The sequence below is a fragment of the Tessaracoccus sp. OH4464_COT-324 genome (assembly GCF_003932855.1).
Taxonomy (GTDB): domain Bacteria; phylum Actinomycetota; class Actinomycetes; order Propionibacteriales; family Propionibacteriaceae; genus Arachnia.
Genome location: NZ_RQYZ01000002.1, coordinates 120668 through 136631, shown reverse-complemented (window position 1 = coordinate 136631; position 15964 = coordinate 120668). Strand labels below are relative to the sequence as shown.

Annotated in this window: 17 protein-coding genes; 14 read left to right on the top strand and 3 right to left on the bottom strand. The window is 64.4% G+C overall.

All coding sequences use genetic code 11. The features are described from left to right. The first annotated feature begins 38 nt into the window (after positions 1-38). The 7 genes from EII42_RS02595 (at position 39) to EII42_RS02565 (ending at position 7442) form a co-directional block, all read left to right on the top strand. A complete protein-coding gene (locus EII42_RS02595) occupies positions 39-1151 on the top strand; it encodes a D-alanine--D-alanine ligase family protein (RefSeq protein WP_125170556.1) in 1113 nt (370 codons plus the stop codon). After that, positions 1148-2065, top strand: a complete 918-nt coding sequence (locus EII42_RS02590) for a thiamine-phosphate kinase (protein ID WP_125170555.1) — start codon at positions 1148-1150, stop codon at positions 2063-2065. The genes EII42_RS02595 and EII42_RS02590 overlap by 4 nt, the downstream gene beginning before the upstream one ends. Positions 2066-2318: 253 nt before the next feature. Then, positions 2319-4667 carry a DNA translocase FtsK gene (locus EII42_RS02585; protein WP_233558249.1) on the top strand — a complete coding sequence of 783 codons (2349 nt, stop codon included), beginning with the start codon at positions 2319-2321 and terminating at the stop codon, positions 4665-4667. A gap of 10 nt (positions 4668-4677) precedes the next feature. Further along, positions 4678-6057 (top strand): 30S ribosomal protein S12 methylthiotransferase RimO, encoded by a 1380-nt coding sequence (gene rimO, locus EII42_RS02580; protein WP_125170553.1) that lies wholly within the window; start codon positions 4678-4680, stop codon positions 6055-6057. Then, positions 6054-6632, top strand: a complete 579-nt coding sequence (gene pgsA, locus EII42_RS02575; protein WP_125170552.1) for a CDP-diacylglycerol--glycerol-3-phosphate 3-phosphatidyltransferase — start codon at positions 6054-6056, stop codon at positions 6630-6632. The genes rimO and pgsA overlap by 4 nt, the downstream gene beginning before the upstream one ends. Next, positions 6629-7102: a CinA family protein gene (locus EII42_RS02570; RefSeq protein ID WP_125170551.1), complete on the top strand. Its 474-nt coding sequence runs from the start codon at positions 6629-6631 to the stop codon at positions 7100-7102. The genes pgsA and EII42_RS02570 overlap by 4 nt, the downstream gene beginning before the upstream one ends. 61 nt (positions 7103-7163) lie before the next feature. Next, complete coding sequence (locus EII42_RS02565) at positions 7164-7442, top strand: helix-turn-helix domain-containing protein (protein WP_125170550.1); 279 nt, start codon at positions 7164-7166, stop codon at positions 7440-7442. On the opposite strand, the gene EII42_RS02560 is transcribed toward EII42_RS02565, so the two are convergent. Beyond that, positions 7439-8188 carry a DeoR/GlpR family DNA-binding transcription regulator gene (locus tag EII42_RS02560; protein WP_125170549.1) on the bottom strand — a complete coding sequence of 250 codons (750 nt, stop codon included), beginning with the start codon at positions 8186-8188 and terminating at the stop codon, positions 7439-7441. The two genes, EII42_RS02565 and EII42_RS02560, sit on opposite strands and share 4 nt — an antisense overlap. A 58-nt stretch (positions 8189-8246) precedes the next feature. Between EII42_RS02560 and EII42_RS02555 the strand changes: the two genes are divergently transcribed. The 4 genes from EII42_RS02555 (at position 8247) to rny (ending at position 11509) form a co-directional block, all read left to right on the top strand. Continuing rightward, positions 8247-8441 carry a DUF3046 domain-containing protein gene (locus EII42_RS02555; RefSeq protein ID WP_125170548.1) on the top strand — a complete coding sequence of 65 codons (195 nt, stop codon included), beginning with the start codon at positions 8247-8249 and terminating at the stop codon, positions 8439-8441. A gap of 141 nt (positions 8442-8582) precedes the next feature. Next, entirely contained in the window at positions 8583-9650 is a 1068-nt protein-coding gene (recA, locus tag EII42_RS02550; protein WP_125170547.1) for a recombinase RecA, read from the top strand. Then, positions 9634-10116 (top strand): regulatory protein RecX, encoded by a 483-nt coding sequence (locus tag EII42_RS02545; RefSeq protein WP_125170546.1) that lies wholly within the window; start codon positions 9634-9636, stop codon positions 10114-10116. Before recA ends, EII42_RS02545 begins: the two co-directional genes overlap by 17 nt. 10 nt (positions 10117-10126) lie before the next feature. Beyond that, complete coding sequence (gene rny / locus EII42_RS02540) at positions 10127-11509, top strand: ribonuclease Y (protein WP_125170545.1); 1383 nt, start codon at positions 10127-10129, stop codon at positions 11507-11509. On the opposite strand, the gene EII42_RS02535 is transcribed toward rny, so the two are convergent. Further along, the gene (locus EII42_RS02535) at positions 11506-12384 is read right to left on the bottom strand and encodes an aldose 1-epimerase family protein (protein ID WP_125170544.1); all 879 of its coding nucleotides are present in this window, start codon (positions 12382-12384) and stop codon (positions 11506-11508) included. The genes rny and EII42_RS02535 overlap by 4 nt on opposite strands. A gap of 87 nt (positions 12385-12471) precedes the next feature. Here EII42_RS02535 and miaB point away from each other — a divergent pair, with 87 nt between their 5' ends. Further along, a complete protein-coding gene (gene miaB, locus EII42_RS02530; protein WP_125170543.1) occupies positions 12472-13920 on the top strand; it encodes a tRNA (N6-isopentenyl adenosine(37)-C2)-methylthiotransferase MiaB in 1449 nt (482 codons plus the stop codon). Here the strand turns inward: miaB and EII42_RS02525 are convergent, their stop codons facing one another. Then, positions 13921-14103: an antitoxin gene (locus EII42_RS02525; protein WP_125170542.1), complete on the bottom strand. Its 183-nt coding sequence runs from the start codon at positions 14101-14103 to the stop codon at positions 13921-13923. 82 nt (positions 14104-14185) lie between these two features. Between EII42_RS02525 and miaA the strand changes: the two genes are divergently transcribed. Both miaA and dapF read left to right on the top strand, forming a co-directional pair. Next, positions 14186-15103 carry a tRNA (adenosine(37)-N6)-dimethylallyltransferase MiaA gene (miaA, locus tag EII42_RS02520; protein ID WP_125170541.1) on the top strand — a complete coding sequence of 306 codons (918 nt, stop codon included), beginning with the start codon at positions 14186-14188 and terminating at the stop codon, positions 15101-15103. 18 nt (positions 15104-15121) lie between these two features. Further along, the gene (gene dapF / locus EII42_RS02515) at positions 15122-15934 is read left to right on the top strand and encodes a diaminopimelate epimerase (protein WP_125170540.1); all 813 of its coding nucleotides are present in this window, start codon (positions 15122-15124) and stop codon (positions 15932-15934) included. Positions 15935-15964 lie beyond the last annotated feature (30 nt).

The window sequence follows — 15964 nt, the reverse complement described above, 5'->3', positions numbered from 1 at the left end:
CACTGTAGGATGTTCGGCAGTCCTACTGAGGAGGCCAGTTGTCCAGTCGTATCCGTGTTGCGCTCGTGTTTGGTGGTACGTCGTCGGAACACTCGATTTCCTGCCTGACCGCGGCGAGCGTGCTGGGCGCCATCGACAGAACCCGTTTCGACGTGTGTTGCCTCGGGATCGCGAGGAGCGGGCGGTGGACACAGGTGGCCGAGGAGGAGGTGGCTGCCTACGCCATCGTCGACGGCCGACCGCCGGAGGTGGCGGAGCCCGAGGCCGACACGGTGTGGCTGGCCAGCGACCGCGGCTCCCAGATCGCCACGCGCGTAGGCGGGTCGCTCGTTGATGTCAGCGAAATCGACGTGGCGTTCGCGCTGCTGCACGGCCCATTCGGTGAGGACGGCACTATCCAAGGGTTGTTCGAACTCATGGGTATCCGCTACGTGGGCTGCGGAGTCACGTCGAGCGCGGTCGGGATGGACAAGCAATTCATGCGGCAGGCCTTCGCGGCCAACGGCCTCCCGGTGGGGCCGTACGTCGTGGCGTCGAACCACCGCTGGCTTCAGCACCGCGACGAGGTGCTCGCCGAGGCATCGACTCTGAGATTTCCGGTGTTCGTGAAGCCGTGCCGGGGCGGTTCCTCCATCGGCATCTCACGCGTGACCGATCCCGATTCCCTGGTCGCCGCGATTGAGCACGCGCGCGAGTTCGACCCGAAGGTGATCGTGGAGGAGGGCATCCCCGGTCGCGAGATCGAGTGCGCGGTGCTGGGCGACCCGGACAGTCCCGAAGGGTGTGAGGCATCCCCGCTGGGCGAGGTGCGGGTTCTGGCCGAGGGCGGATTCTACGATTACGAGACGAAGTACTTCGATGAGACGGGGGCCGCGTTGGACATCCCGGCGGTGGTTGAGCCGGAGGTGGCGAAACGGATCCAGTCGCTGGCCAAACAAGCCTTCCGCGCGCTCGACTGCGAGGGCCTGGCCCGCGCCGATTTCTTCCTCACCCCCGAGGGAGAGGTCTTCATCAACGAGGTGAACACCATGCCGGGTTTCACGCGAATCTCGATGTTCCCGTCGCTGTGGCACTCCACCGGCATGAGCTACGGTCAGCTGGTGACCCGCCTGATCGACCTGGCGCTGGAGCGCAGGGTTGGCCTCCGGTGAGCAGCGAGTTTGAACTCATTGAGGCCATCACTGAGGCCCTGCCCAGTAACGACAGCGTCTTGCTGGGTCCTGGTGACGACGCGGCAGTGCTGCGGTTCTCCGGTGCTGCGGTGGTCTCCACGGACATCCTGGTTGAGAGCGTGCACTTCCGACGGGACTGGTCTTCGGCCGCGCAGATTGGCCGGAAAGCGATTGCGGTGAACGTCTCTGATGTTGAAGCGATGGGCGCAAACCCGCGTGCCGTGGTCGTTTCCTTGGCCATCCCGCAGGGCACCGAGCGTGACTGGATCCTGGACTTCGCCGCCGGGGTGCGCGAGGAATGCACAGCCGCAGGGGTGGCGCTGGTCGGCGGGGATCTCTCTGGCTCCCCGCAGGTGGTCGTGAACGTGACTGTCTTGGGCGAGTCCTCGGGCCAGGTGGTCACGCGCGCGGGCGCTCGGCCCGGCGACGTCGTCGCGATCACTGGCCGTCTCGGGTGGGCGGGGGCCGGCCACGCGGCGCTGAGCAGAGGCTTTCGCTCCCCGGTGAGCGTGGTGCAGGCGGCTTTGGTCCCCGAGGTGGCGTATGGCGCGGGTGCGCGGGCCGCCGCTGCAGGTGCCCGGGCGATGATTGATGTCTCCGACGGACTGTTACAGGATCTTGGCCACATCGCCGGGCGCTCCGGTGTGGCGATTGACGTGCACTCAGCAGCCCTTGAGATTGCGGAACCGATCGAACGGGTGGCGGTCGCCACTGGAAGGGATCCGCTGAGCTTCGTGTTGTGCGGCGGCGAGGATTACGCGCTGGCTGCAGCTTTCCCGCCGGAGGCCACGCTGCCCGACGGGTGGCGTGCGATCGGAAGTGTGGACGCCGGGACCGGCGTCACCGTGGATGGAGAAGCACATCCCGGCACGGGTTGGGATCACTTTTCGTGATTCTGAATTATCTCGGTGTGGGATGACGCCCACTGCGTGTCGTCCGCCCTAGGGTGATTGCATGGCGTCCCGCGTACCTTCCTCGGCGCGGAGCGGTGGCAGGCAGCCCTCGGGCAAGTCCACCCGCTCCAGAACCACTGCATCCACCAGATCACGGTCCGCTGCGAAGAACAAGACAAGCGGCCGGTTCCTTCGTTCGCTGAGCACATGGTCCGTCTGGTCGCTGAACCAGCTCGCTGGGGGAGTGGGTTGGATGATGCGTTCCATCGGCCAGTCGGCTCGCGACGTGGACCCGAAACTGCGCAGGGACGGCATAGGACTGCTGCTGTTCGCGGTGGGGTTGATCATGATGGGTGGGGTCTGGTTCCAGCTGGCCGGGATCTCATACTGGCTGCAGATCGCAATGACCACGGTCGTCGGGATCTTGGCAGTGGTTCTGCCAGCAGTGTTCTTCTACGGCTCCTGGCGGGTCATGCGCCACCCCCGCGACGTCGAGCAGGCTCCCAAAACCGGCCTTGGCTGGATCCTTCTCCTGTTCGGTGTGCTGGGTCTGGTGCACATCATCCAGGGCCAACCCACCCCCGAGGATATGACTGCGGTGCGCGCCGCGGGCGGCATGATGGGTTACCTGTCCTCCTACGTGCTGGTCGGTATCGCGACAGTGTGGCTCGCTGTCCCGCTGCTGGTGCTGCTGGCTCTGTTTGGTGCGCTGATCATTATCGCGCGTCCGTTGCGGGAGGTCATCTCTAGCCTGCGTGCGGCGTTGGCTTCCCTGGTGGAGGAGAACGAGGAAGACACTCGGCGCCGCCGCGAGGAACCGACGGATGACCCCGGTGTGGATTATGGCGTCGATGAACCCTACGACTCGCCGCTGATCGAGGACCGGGTTGAGGATCCGGAGGTCGTCGATGAACCCTCCACGGACCTCGACTGGGCCCTCGAATACGGTTCCGAGGATGAGCCGAAGGCTCGCGCCCCGCAGCCGCCCCGGCAGCTTGCGTCGGACCCAGGCTTGAGGATGGACAGCCCGGAACTTGTCCCGCCGCTCGGAGAGCGAGTTGTGCCAGCCTCGGCGGCGCCCGCTCCGGTAGCGCCGATCAGCCCGCCGCGCGGTGAGCAACTCATGCTCACCGGGGACATCGTCTATCAGTTGCCGGAGCAGGACATTCTGACCCCCGGCTCGAAGCCGAAGGCGCGCACTGAATCGAGCGACCGCATCGTCGCGCAGCTTACGGCCGTGCTCAACGAGTTCGAGATTGACGCCCGCGTGACCGGATACACGCGCGGACCAACTGTGACGCGCTATGAGATCGAGAAAGGCGCGGCGGTCAACGTCAAGAAGATCATCGGGCTGCAGGACAACATCGCTTACGCTGTGGGCTCCAGCGAGATCCGCATCCTGAACCCGATCCCCGGCAAGTCGGCGATTGGTGTGGAGATCCCCAATATCGACAAGGAAGTGGTCTCGCTGGGCGACGTGCTGCGCTCGCCCAAAGCGCAGACCGACCATCACCCGCTCACGGTGGGCCTGGGCAAGAACGTTGATGGCGGTTTCGTCATCGCCAACATGGCCAAGATGCCGCACCTACTGGTGGCGGGTGCAACCGGTTCCGGCAAGTCCAGCTTCATCAACTCCCTGATCACCTCGGTAATGATGCGTGCCACCCCGGAAGAGGTGCGCATGATCCTCGTGGATCCGAAGCGCGTGGAACTCAACCAGTACGAGGGCATCCCGCATCTCATCACGCCAATCATCACGAACCCGAAGAAGGCCGCAGAAGCGCTGGCGTGGGTGGTCCGTGAGATGGACATGCGCTACGACGATCTGGCGGCCTTCGGCTTCCGGCACGTCGACGACTTCAACAAGGCCGTGCGGGCCGGGCAGATCAAGCTGCCGGAAGGATCCAACCGTGTGCTCGCCCCCTATCCCTACCTGCTGGTGGTCGTGGACGAGCTGGCCGATCTGATGATGGTGGCCGCACGCGACGTGGAGGAATCCGTCGTGCGGATCACGCAGCTGGCCCGGGCCGCGGGCATCCATCTGGTTCTGGCGACGCAGCGCCCCTCCACGGACGTCGTGACCGGGCTGATCAAGGCCAACGTGCCCTCTCGGTTGGCTTTCGCCACTTCCTCCATGACGGATTCTCGGGTCATCCTCGACCAGCCGGGTGCGGAGCGTCTCGTGGGGAAGGGCGATGGACTGTTCCTGCCGATGGGGGAGAGCAAGCCGATCCGTGTGCAGGGCGCCTGGGTCAAGGAGTCGGAGATCCGGGAGGTGGTGTCCTTCGTCACCGGCCAGCTTCAGCCGAACTATCGCGAGGACGTGACTGCCGGCGCGTCGGCGGAGCGGAAGGTGGCAGAGGACATCGGCGACGACCTGGACCTGGTGCTCGACGCCTGCCGTCTGGTGGTGGAGTTGCAACTGGGATCCACGTCGATGCTGCAGCGGAAGCTGCGTGTGGGCTTCGCTAAGGCTGGCCGCTTGATGGACATCCTGGAGACGCGCGGCATCGTTGGACCTTCCGAGGGTTCCAAGGCGCGTGAGGTGCTCGTCCGACCGGAGGATCTCGACGACGTGCTCGCCAGCCTCGCCGCGGGATAGTCTGGTGGCGATGACTCATTCTGTGCATATCGCATCGCTCGGCTGCGCCCGCAACGATGTCGACTCCGAGGAACTGGCTGCCCGTCTGGAAGCAGGGGGGTTCCGCCTGGTGTCCGATCCCGCAGAGGCAGAAACGGTCGTCGTGAACACCTGTGGTTTTGTGGAGCAGGCGAAGAAAGACTCGATCGACACGCTGCTGGCGGCTGCCGATCTGAAGGAGAGCGCCGGGGTGCGTTCGGTCGTCGCAGTGGGGTGCATGGCCGAAAGGTACGGCGCAGAGTTGGCCAAGGAACTGCCTGAAGCCGACGCCGTGCTCGGTTTCGACGCCTACGCGGACATCGCCGACCGGCTGCGCGGCATCCTCGACGGCGAGCAGCAGATTTCGCACGTGCCGCGGGACCGACGAAAGCTCCTGCCGATCGCGCCGGCCCAGCGGCAGCAAGCACCAGAGGTGGCCATCCCGGGGCACTCCTGGCTGGCGGGTCGAAAGCGGCTGAGCGACGCTCCGTGGTCGAGCCTGAAGATTGCCTCCGGCTGTGACCGCAAGTGCGCGTTCTGCGCCATCCCGAGCTTCCGCGGTGCCTATTTCTCGCGGCCGGGCGATGAGATCGTGGCTGAGGCGCACTGGCTTGCGGAGCAGGGGGTGCGTGAGCTGTTTCTGGTGAGTGAGAACACGTCCTCCTACGGTAAGGATCTGCCTCCGGGCGAGGGGCTGGAAAGCTTGCTCGCGCGGCTGAGCAGAGTGGACGGCATCGAGTGGATCCGCGTCAGCTACCTTCAACCGGCGGAGATTCGGCCGTCGATGCTGCATGCGATCCTGAACACCGAAAAGGTGGTTCCATATTTCGACCTGAGTTTCCAGCATGCCTCGAAATCCGTGCTGCGCTCGATGCGACGCTTCGGCGACCCAGACAGTTTCCTGGGCCTGATCGAGTCGATCCGGCGCTCCGCGCCCACCGCAGGCATCCGAAGCAATGTGATCGCGGGCTTCCCGGGCGAAACGGAGTGCGACGTCGAGATCCTGCGCGGCTTCATCTCGGCAGCTAACCTCGACGTGTGTGGGGTGTTTGGCTACTCGGACGAGGAAGGAACTGAGGGTGTCTCACTGCCGGGCCACCTGCCGGAGGAGGTAGTAGAGGAACGCCGATCCGAGTTGGCCGATCTCGCGCTTGAGGTGGCGGAGGGCCGGGCGGCGGAGCGGATCGGCGAGCGGCTGGAGGTGCTGATAGAGGGCACCGACGATGAGGGGGCCTGGGGGCGCGCTCGGCATCAGGGCCCGGAGACCGACGGAATCGTGCGGGTCGATGGGGAACACGGCTGCGGCGCGCTCGTCGCAGCGAGGGCCGTAGACTCTGAGGGAATCGACCTTTATGCGGAGGTGAACCGATGACTCCCCATGCGAGCCTGCCGAACATCTTGACAGTGATCCGCATGATCCTGGTCCCGGTGATGGTGGTCTTGCTGTTCGTCGATCCGAACAACCTGGGGCTGAGAGCGGCCGCGACTGCGGTGTTTGCTGCCGCCATGGCCACGGATTTTCTGGACGGGAGAATCGCACGCAAGTACGGCCTCGTCACGGACTTCGGCAAGCTTTGGGATCCGATCGCTGACAAGGCGCTCACGGGAGCGGCGTTCATTTCCCTGTCGTTGTTGGGCGAGTTGCCCTGGTATTTCACGATCATCATCTTGGTCCGGGAATGGGGGATAACCGCCCTACGAGACTACCTCAAACGTCGCAGCATCATCATGGCTGCAAACCGGGGCGGGAAGTTGAAGACGGTGCTTCAATCGTTCGCTCTTCTGTTGCTTCTGTTCGGTGAGCAGTTTCTGCCCGGTCCGCTGCAGGTCGGGGCGTGGGCACTGATGTGGCTGGCGTTGATCGTGACAGTGGTCACCGGGTTCGACTATGTTCGAGAGGCTGTCGGACTGCTCCGCACGGCCGGCCGGGAACCCGAAGCTAGGTGAGCGACGCGGCCCGCATCGTTGCTCTGCTGCGCGAGCGTGGCGAGACGGTAGCTACCTGCGAGTCGCTCACCGCTGGTCTGGTCGCGGCAGAGTTCGCGACGGTCCCCGGGGCATCAGAGGTCTTTCGCGGTGGGCTGGTGACCTACGCCGTGGATCTGAAGACCAAGCTCGCCCACGTCGATCCGGCCTGGCTTGCGCTCCGCGGCGCGTTCAACGCGGAGACGGCGGCGCAGATGGCTCGCGGGGCGGTGTTGGAGTGCGCCACAAGCTGGGGGGTAGCCACGACGGGGGTGGCGGGCCCTGGGCCGAGCGACGGGGTGGCTGCCGGGTCGGTCTGGGTGGGGGTCGCGGGAGGCGGCGCGGTGGCCACGCAGGAACTCAGATTGAGCGGCTGCCGGGACGAGATCCGGCGGGCGAGCGTCGAGCATGCGCTGCTGTTTCTCTGGTGGAAGCTGGCTGGTCGGGAATAAACCGGAGCACTTGCGCGTTTGACCTTATCGAAGCGGGGCATCAGTCCCGGGATAGGGGCAGATGGAAGTGCGAAACGTGCTGTTGCGTCAGGTTGTTGGTGAGGCTCTTCGAGAGCTGCGGGCCGAGACGGGGCTGACGTTGCGTAAGGTGTCCACGGCTTCGATGGTCTCGCTGGGATACCTGTCGGAGATCGAGCGTGGCCACAAGGAAGCATCCAGCGAGGTACTGGGGTCCATCTGCCGTGCTCTCGGTGTCACGCTCGGCCAGCTGATGAGTTCTGTGGCTTGGAAGTTGAGCGTCCGGGAGGCTGTGGAGCAGGGTGTCGAGGCGGCCGCTTAGACTTTGACCACCGCCACCTGAAGCCCTGCCCTGCGCAGTTTCTCCAACCGCTCCGGGTCGGCCCGGTCGTCGGTCACGAGTAGATCGACCTTGTCGAGGCCAACGATTTTGGCCTTCGCGCTCTGCCCCAACTTAGTTGAGTCCATCACAACGATCACTCGCTGGGCGTGTTCGAGCATCAGCAGATTCGTACGCGCCTCGGTCTCGTCATGCCCGGTGAACCCAGCCTCAACGCTGCACCCGCTGACTCCCACGATGGCCGTGCCCACATTCACTAGCTTCATGGTTTCCTCGGTGAGAGCTCCCACCAATTCCAGCGAGCTCGGGCGCAGAACGCCGCCAGCGATCAGCACCCGGCTCTGGCCCTGTTCTGCGGCCGCCAAGCCGATGCTGATTGAGTTGGTGATGATAGTCAGATCTGTGCGGTGCTCCAGGCTGCGCAGCACTGCGGCCACGGTGCTTCCGCCGGTTAGGGCCAGCATGTGCTTCCCCGGAGGAATCTCTCTTGCTATGCGCTGCGCGATGGCCTTTTTCGCGTCGGCCTGTTTGGCGTCACGCAGCCTCACCGGGAGTTCGGTGGAGCCTTGGAGTGGACGACAGCCCCCATGGGTGCGTTCAAGCAGACCCTGGGCAGCCAGCTGTGCGACGTCGCGGCGGATCGTCGCAGCGGAGGCTCCCAACGAGGTGGCGAGGAAGGAAAGGCTGAGGGCGCCGCGCTCATTCAGCAGGTCAAGCAGGGCTACCATGCGATCTGACCGTTTCTTCGATGGGGCTGCGTACATGTGCAGCAATATACTTTGTTCGGTGCGGGAAGTAGAGTTCTGGATTCGGCTGGACGAGGTGCTGGGCGAGCAATACGCGCGGGTGTGGGCGGAGAACACGGTGTTGAGCGGTCTGGGTTCGCGGACAGTGAACGAGGCGCTGGCCCACGGAGTTGACTGCAAACGGATTTGGCGCGCCGTCTGGGAACAACTGGAGTTGCCCGAACAGGTGCGCTAGCGTGACGACATTGATATTCGAACGGACGTTCGGTAATGTTCTGGCTGGCTTCTCCACAGCCAGGAAGCCAGATGAAGAAATGTCAGTGCCCACTGACAGAGTAATGGTTGCAACCACTACTCATAAGCGTGAAGGATAATCATGGCCGCAGGTGACAACCGAAAGGGTGGTCCGGGAGACCGCTTGAAGGCGCTGGAAGCTGCATTGCAGCAGATCGAAAAGTCGCACGGTAAGGGCTCAATCATGAAGCTCGGCGCCGATTCCCGTGTACCCATGGACGTCATCCCCACGGGGTCGGTGGCGCTCGACGTGGCCCTGGGGGTGGGTGGGCTGCCTCGGGGACGCATCGTTGAGATCTACGGCCCGGAGTCCAGCGGCAAGACGACGGTGGCGTTGCACGCCATTGCAAACGCTCAGGCCGAGGGCGGGATCTGTGCGTTCATTGATGCGGAACACGCTCTGGACCCGGACTATGCAGCGAAGCTCGGCGTCAACACGGATGAACTTCTCGTCTCCCAGCCCGACAACGGTGAGCAGGCACTTGAGATCGCCGACACCTTGGTCCGCTCCGGCGCCCTCGCGTTGATCGTGGTCGACTCCGTGGCTGCCTTGACCCCGAGAGCCGAGATCGAGGGTGAGATGGGGGATTCCCACGTCGGTCTCCAGGCTCGGTTGATGAGCCAGGCGTTGCGCAAGATGACGGGCGCGCTCAAGGCGGCCAACACCACCGCGATCTTTATCAACCAGTTGCGCGAGAAGATTGGCGTGATGTTCGGCAACCCGGAAACCACTACCGGCGGCCGTGCGCTCAAGTTCTACTCCTCCGTGCGGCTCGACGTGCGCCGCATCGAGACCCTGAAGGACGGCTCGGAGATGGTGGGCAACCGTACTCGGGTGAAGGTGGTCAAGAACAAGGTGGCGCCGCCATTCAAGCAGGCCGAGTTCGACATCATGTATGGTCAGGGTATCTCGCGGGAGGGATCTCTGCTCGATATGGGGGTGGAGGCCGGAATCATCCGCAAGGCCGGGGCGTGGTTCACCTATGAGACCGATCAACTTGGCCAGGGCAAGGAGAATGCGCGCAATTTCCTGCGCAATCATCCTGAAGTAGCCGATGAGATCGAGCGCCGTATTCGGCTGCACCTCGGGGTGGATGTAGAGGACGTGCCCGAGGGAATCAACCCGGAAACGGGTGAGGTCGATTTCTGACGAGTTCGCCCGCAGAATCGCCTTGGACCTGATCAGCGCGCGGCCGCGCAGCGAAGCGGAGCTGCGCGGCGCGCTCGCCAGGAGGAATGTCCCAGAGAAGGTAATCGATGACCTGTGCGCTCGGTTCAAGGAGGTTAGGCTACTCGATGACGCGGCCTTCGCCGCTGCCGTGGTGCACAGCCGCCTGCGTCACTCCCTTCATGGGTCGGCCCGAATAGCGCACGAGCTCCGGAACAAAGGGGTATCCGATGAGTTGGTGGCCGAGATGCTTGGCGAGATCGGTGAGGAAGACGAATTGGCTGGGGCACGGGAGTTGGCGAGCAAGAAGCTGCGCAGCCTCCGCGGCCAGCCGCTGCACGTCGCACAGCGGCGCCTAGCGGGCACGCTCTCCCGCCGGGGTTTCAGCCAGTCCGTAGTAATCCGTGTGGTGGAAGAAGCCTTGGTAGATTGGCAGCACCCGGACTGAGGAGAAACAAATGGAATGGCTTGGCTGGGCAGTTTCCGCAGCGCTGGTGGTCGCCTGCCTCTCGCTGTGGCGGCTGGGTGTTACTCCCAAGTTGGCGGCGGAGAGCGCCCGGTTGGAGGCTGAGCGAGCGGCCTTCGAACAGCGAAAGGCCGAGCATGCGGCTCAAGCCGAAGACGAGCGTGCCGTAGTCGACCGACGCTCGCGAGAGTTGGCCCGCCAGGAGCAGGAACTCACACTCCGAGCAGAATCGGTGGAGGCCGAGTTGGCACGGATCGGCGGGCTCACCCCGGAGCAGGCCAAGGAAGAGATCATCGGGAGCATCGCACGCGATGCTCGACTTGAGGGTCTGCATCAGGCGCGTGAGATAGAACGGCAGTTCCGTGCGGAAGCCGAACGCGAAGCGCGCAAGATTGTTGTCGGCGCCATCCAGCGAATCGCCGCCGAACAGACGAGCGAAGTCGTTGTTTCCACTATCTCCTTGCCCAACGAGGAGATGAAAGGTCGCGTCATCGGGCGCGAAGGCCGGAATATCCGGGCCTTCGAACAGGTGACCGGAGCCACGCTCTATGTCGACGAGACCCCGCAGACCGTGCTTCTCAGCTGCTTCGACCCGGAGCGGCGAGAAGTGGCGAGAGCGACGATCGAGGCTCTGATCGCTGATGGGGTCATTCACCCCGCGCGGATCGAGCAGCAATTCGAGCGTGCCAAGCGGGGCTTCGTCGAACGAGTCCGCGAGGTGGGGCGGGACGCAGCAGCGCGAGTGGGGATCACGGATCTAGCCGACGAGCTGGTGGAGCTTCTTGGAAGACTGTCATTTCGCACCAGCTACGGCCAGAATGTTCTCGAACACCTGATTGAGTGCGCGCAGTTGGCTGGGCTGATCGCGGCGGAACTGGGCCTAGACGTCGAACAGACCAAGCGGGCAGCATTCCTACACGACGTGGGCAAGGCAATCGCTTCGGACGGCGAGTCCCATGCGATGGCAGGCGCCCAGCTGCTGCGCAAGCTCGGCGAAAACGAGGACGTCTGTCACGCGGTCGAGTCCCATCACAACGAGGTCGAGCCCAGGACCGCAGAAGCGCTGATCACCCAGGCAGTCGACGCCATCTCCGGTTCTAGGCCCGGCGCCCGGCGTGAATCACTTGAGAACTACGTCGAGCGAATGGAGACGTTGGAGCGGATCGCCGGCAGCAAACCAGGAGTGGCCGGCGTCTACGCGGTACAGGCTGGCCGCGAGGTTAGGGTGATGGTTCTGCCGGGCGAAGTAGATGACAGGGCCGCGCAGGCTTTGGCCGCCGAGATCGCCGCTGAGATCGGGGAAAAGCTTACCCTCAGCGGACGGATCCGGGTCACTGTGATCCGCGAGTCTCGTGCCACCGCCTTCGCCAGCTAACGAACCCGAACGCCCCAGCGCCCAGCGAAGGACTGGCCGGGCGCGAGCTGCACCAGGTCGCCCCTCGTCGGGCCATCATTGAATGCATCCGGTCCGCAGGTCATCGGCTCGACGGCCAACGAGGTCCTGTCCTCGGGTGAATGCAGCTGAGCCCAAGGATGGTGCTGGTCAGCCCACACCGTGACCGTGTGGCTGGGTGCCGCAAGCCGGATCTCCCAGTCCTTCGGCCCCTCGGTGAAAGCAGTGTCGAAGCTGACATCGCCGATCTTATGGGGCGCCCGAAAATCGAATTGGGTTTCCAACTCGTCAATCCGCTTAGGAAGTAGTCGGTTGTCGACCAGCAGCTGCTTCTGGAAGGGCAGCGAGAGCGAAACTTTCGCCAAATCATCAAAGGCGAAGTAGGGGTGGGCTCCATAACCGTAGGGCACGGTGATTTCTCCCACGTTGCTCGCCTCATGCTCCACCGACAGGGCGTCACCCCGCACGGAGTAGGTGATTTCCATCCTGAGGCACCCGGCCCACCCGGGCTGGGGGTAGATGACCGTCGCCAACGACACGCTATCCGGTTGGCGATGCAGCAACCTCCACTCCACGGCGTGCCCCAGCCCATGCAGCGCACAGTTGCGCTCGTGCTCGTTGATGGGCAGCCGATACTCCACGCCGTCGAAAACGTATCTGCCGTCGCGGATCCGGTTTGGCCACGGAGTCAGGGTGGTGCCCCGCCAAGGAGAGAATGGCTCATCGTCGGAATAGGTCGCCAGGATCTCGCGATCGCGAACCCGAAAGCTGCGCAGGGTTGCGCCCACCTCGCCGACGACTGCGGTGGTGTGGCCGGCTCTGATCTCGTACTGCGTGCCAGTCGGTAGAATCCTCATGGCGGAAAGCCTATATCCGCGGATGGGTCACTTCGAGACAACCTCTCGTTGGATCGAAACGGGAAGCGCAGTTAGAGTTGCGTGGTTATGACTGAGCGCAGCTACCACGTGATCACCTACGGGTGCCAGATGAACGTGCACGACTCCGAACGGATCTCGGGCTTGCTGGAGGAGGCCGGTTTCGTGCGAGCCCAGGGCGAGGGCCCCTCTGCGGGGGCGGACATCGTCGTGTTCAACACCTGTGCGGTGCGCGAGAACGCCGACAACCGGCTCTACGGCAACCTGGGACACATGGCTGCCATCAAAGAACGGCGTCCCGAGATGCAGATCGCCGTGGGCGGCTGCATGGCGCAGAAAGACCGAGACACCATCGTGCGCAAAGCGCCTTGGGTGGATGTCGTCTTCGGCACGCACAACGTCGGTGCGCTCCCGGTGTTGCTGGAAAGAGCCCGCATCGAGCGCAAGTCTCAGGTGGAGATCAAGGAGGCGCTCGAAACTTTCCCGTCCAACCTGCCCAGCCGCAGAGAGTCTCCGTACTCGGGCTGGGTGTCGATCTCCGTCGGGTGCAACAACACCTGCACGTTCTGCATCGTCCCGCAGCTGCGGGGCAAGGAGAACGATCGTCGCCCGGGGGACATCCTCGCCGAGGTTCGGATGCTCGTCGACCAAGGGGTGCAGGAGATCACCCTGCTCGGGCAGAACGTGAACGCCTACGGGGTCGAGTTCGGCGACCGTCAGGCGTTTGCGAAGCTACTCCGGGCATGCGGTGAGATCGACGGGCTGGAGCGAGTCCGGTTCACGTCGCCGCACCCGAAGGACTTCACCGACGACGTGATCGCCGCCATGGCCGAGACACACAACGTGATGCCCAGCCTGCACATGCCGCTGCAGTCGGGATCGGACTCCGTCCTCAAGGCGATGCGTCGCTCCTACCGCAGCGAGCGGTTCCTGGGCATCCTCTCCAGGGTGCGCGAGGCAATGCCACACGCGGCCATCACCACGGACATCATCGTCGGCTTCCCCGGCGAGACGGAGGCGGACTTCGAAGAAACCCTCCGGGTGGTTGAGCAGTCGCGGTTCTCTGCTGCCTTCACCTTCCAATACTCGATCAGGCCGGGCACCCCCGCGGCGACGATGCCAAACCAGGTGCCCAAGCCCGTCGTGCAGGAGCGCTACGAACGCCTGGTACGGCTCGTGGACGAGATCGCGTGGGCAGAAAACCGAAAACTGGAAGGTCAGGACGTCGAGGTGATGTTCGCGGTGGGCGAGGGTCGCAAAGACGCGGAAACGAACCGGATGAGCGGCCGGGCCCGGGACAATCGGCTGGTGCATGTGGCGGTCGACCCGGACGAGCGCCCGCGTCCGGGCGACATCGCTACGGCGCGCATCACATACGCGGCACCCCACCACCTCAACTCCGACCTGCTGCCCAGCAATCTGAGGAGGACGCGTGGCGGGGACGCCTGGGCGGAGAGCATCGCCGAGCCCAAGCCCGTGGGAATCGGGCTCGGCATGCCCAGCCTGCGCAGACCCTGATCAGGGCTGCTTGTTGGCGGCCTTGTCGATCTGCTGCTTGGCGAAGTCCTGGGCCTGGTCGACCTTGTCTGCGAACTTGCCACCGGTCTTCTCGTCGATGGCGTCGCCCACCTTGTCGACGCCAGCCTTGAGCGCGTCAGCGTTTTGAGCGATCTTGTCGCCGATACCGTCAAGCATTCCCATGCTTGCCTCCTTTCGTTGGTTGTACCTCAAGATTGTCAAGAAAACTGTTCAATATCTAGTACCGCGCCGGAAGGAGGCTGAGATGCAGCCGGTGATCGTCATCGTGGGCCCGACCGCGAGCGGAAAGTCCAAGCTTGCGGTGGACGTCGCCCTGGCGTTGGTCAGCAGGGGGACACTCGCTGAAGTGGTCAACGCGGACTCCATGCTCGTCTACCGGGGCATGGACATCGGGACGGCCAAACCGACGCAAGCCGAACGCAGAGGGGTGGTGCATCACCTCATCGACTTCATGGAGGTGACCGAGTCCGCCTCGGTGGCCGAGTTCCAGCGGCTGGCCAGGGCCGCCATCGCCGATGTCCGGGCGCGCAACGGGGTCCCCATCGTCGTGGGCGGTTCCGCGCTGTACACCCGCGCCATCGTCGACGAGTTCGAGTTTCCCGGTTCCGACGCCGAAGTGCGGGCGCGATGGGAGGCGGAGTTGCAACGTATCGGGGTCGAGGCGCTCCACGAACGGTTGCGCGAGACTGCGCCGGAGTCGGCGGCCAGGATCGAACCCGGTAACGCGCGCCGGATCGTGCGCGCGCTGGAGGTGGCGGAGCTGACGGGCAGTCACAGCGCGTCGCTGCCCGAATGGACGTATGCGATCGAGAACGTTCACCAGTTCGGCCTGACGATGGAGCGCGCGGTCCTCGATCAACGGATAACCGACAGGGTGTCCGCGATGTGGGCCGAAGGACTCGTGGCCGAGGTCAGTGCTCTGCTCGGGCGAGGGCTGCGCGCGGGCCGCACTGCGTCGCGGGCCATTGGCTACCGTCAGGTGATCGACTACCTGGACGGGCGCATCAGCGAGGACGAAAGCCGCGATGCCGTGGCGCGAGCCACCAAGCGGTTCTTCCGTAAACAGCTCGGGTGGTATCGCCGCGACCCGCGCATCATCTGGCTGCAGGCGGATGCGAAGGACAACGTCGAAACGATCCTCGCTGCCCTAGACTTCGCATAGGCGAGGTTAGGAAAACTCATGGGATTCAGCTTCCACAAGGGCCACGGCACCAGAAACGATTTCATCCTGCTCGATGACCACGAGGGTGGCCGGAAGCTCAGTGAGGAACAGGTGCGGGCGTTCACGGATCGGCGCGGGGGAATTGGGGCAGACGGCGTGATCCGCGTCGTGCGTGCCGGGCGGATCCCGGAGTGGACGGGGGACCCTGATCTCTGGTTCATGGACTATCGAAACGCCGACGGCTCGATCGCAGAGATGTGCGGCAACGGGCTGCGCGTGTTTGTCGCCTACCTGCTGCACCGTGGCTACGTCGATCAGCCAGAGTTCTCCGTGGCCACCCGCGCCGGCCTCAAGCGGGTGACGGTGCGACTGGGCGGGGACGTCGCGGTCGAGATCGGTCCGGCTAGCTTTGAGCCCGACCCAGTGACCGTGCGCGTCGACGGCCACAGCTTCGCGGCCCACCCAGTCGATGTGGGCAACCCGCACGCTGTTAGTTTCGTTTCTGCGGAGGTACTGGAAGGGCTTACGCTGAGCGAGGCGCCGACGTGGCAACCCGAAGACCGGTTTCCGAACGGCGTCAACCTGGAGTTTGTGACTGTGGACGGCCCGGGGCAACTCACCATGCGAGTTTTCGAGCGAGGCGTCGGCGAAACGGAGAGCTGCGGCACGGGTGTCGTGGCGGCGGCATCAGCGTACCGGGAGTTCCACGGCTGGCCGGAAGCGGTGGTTGTCCGGGTGCCCGGCGGCACGCTCAAGGTGGAGTTCGTGGCAGGCACGACGATGCTCGAAGGCCCGGCAGTGATTGTGGGGCGTGGCGACTTCCTACTTTGAGGTTTTCCACCGAGCTGGTGGCGCGCTTTG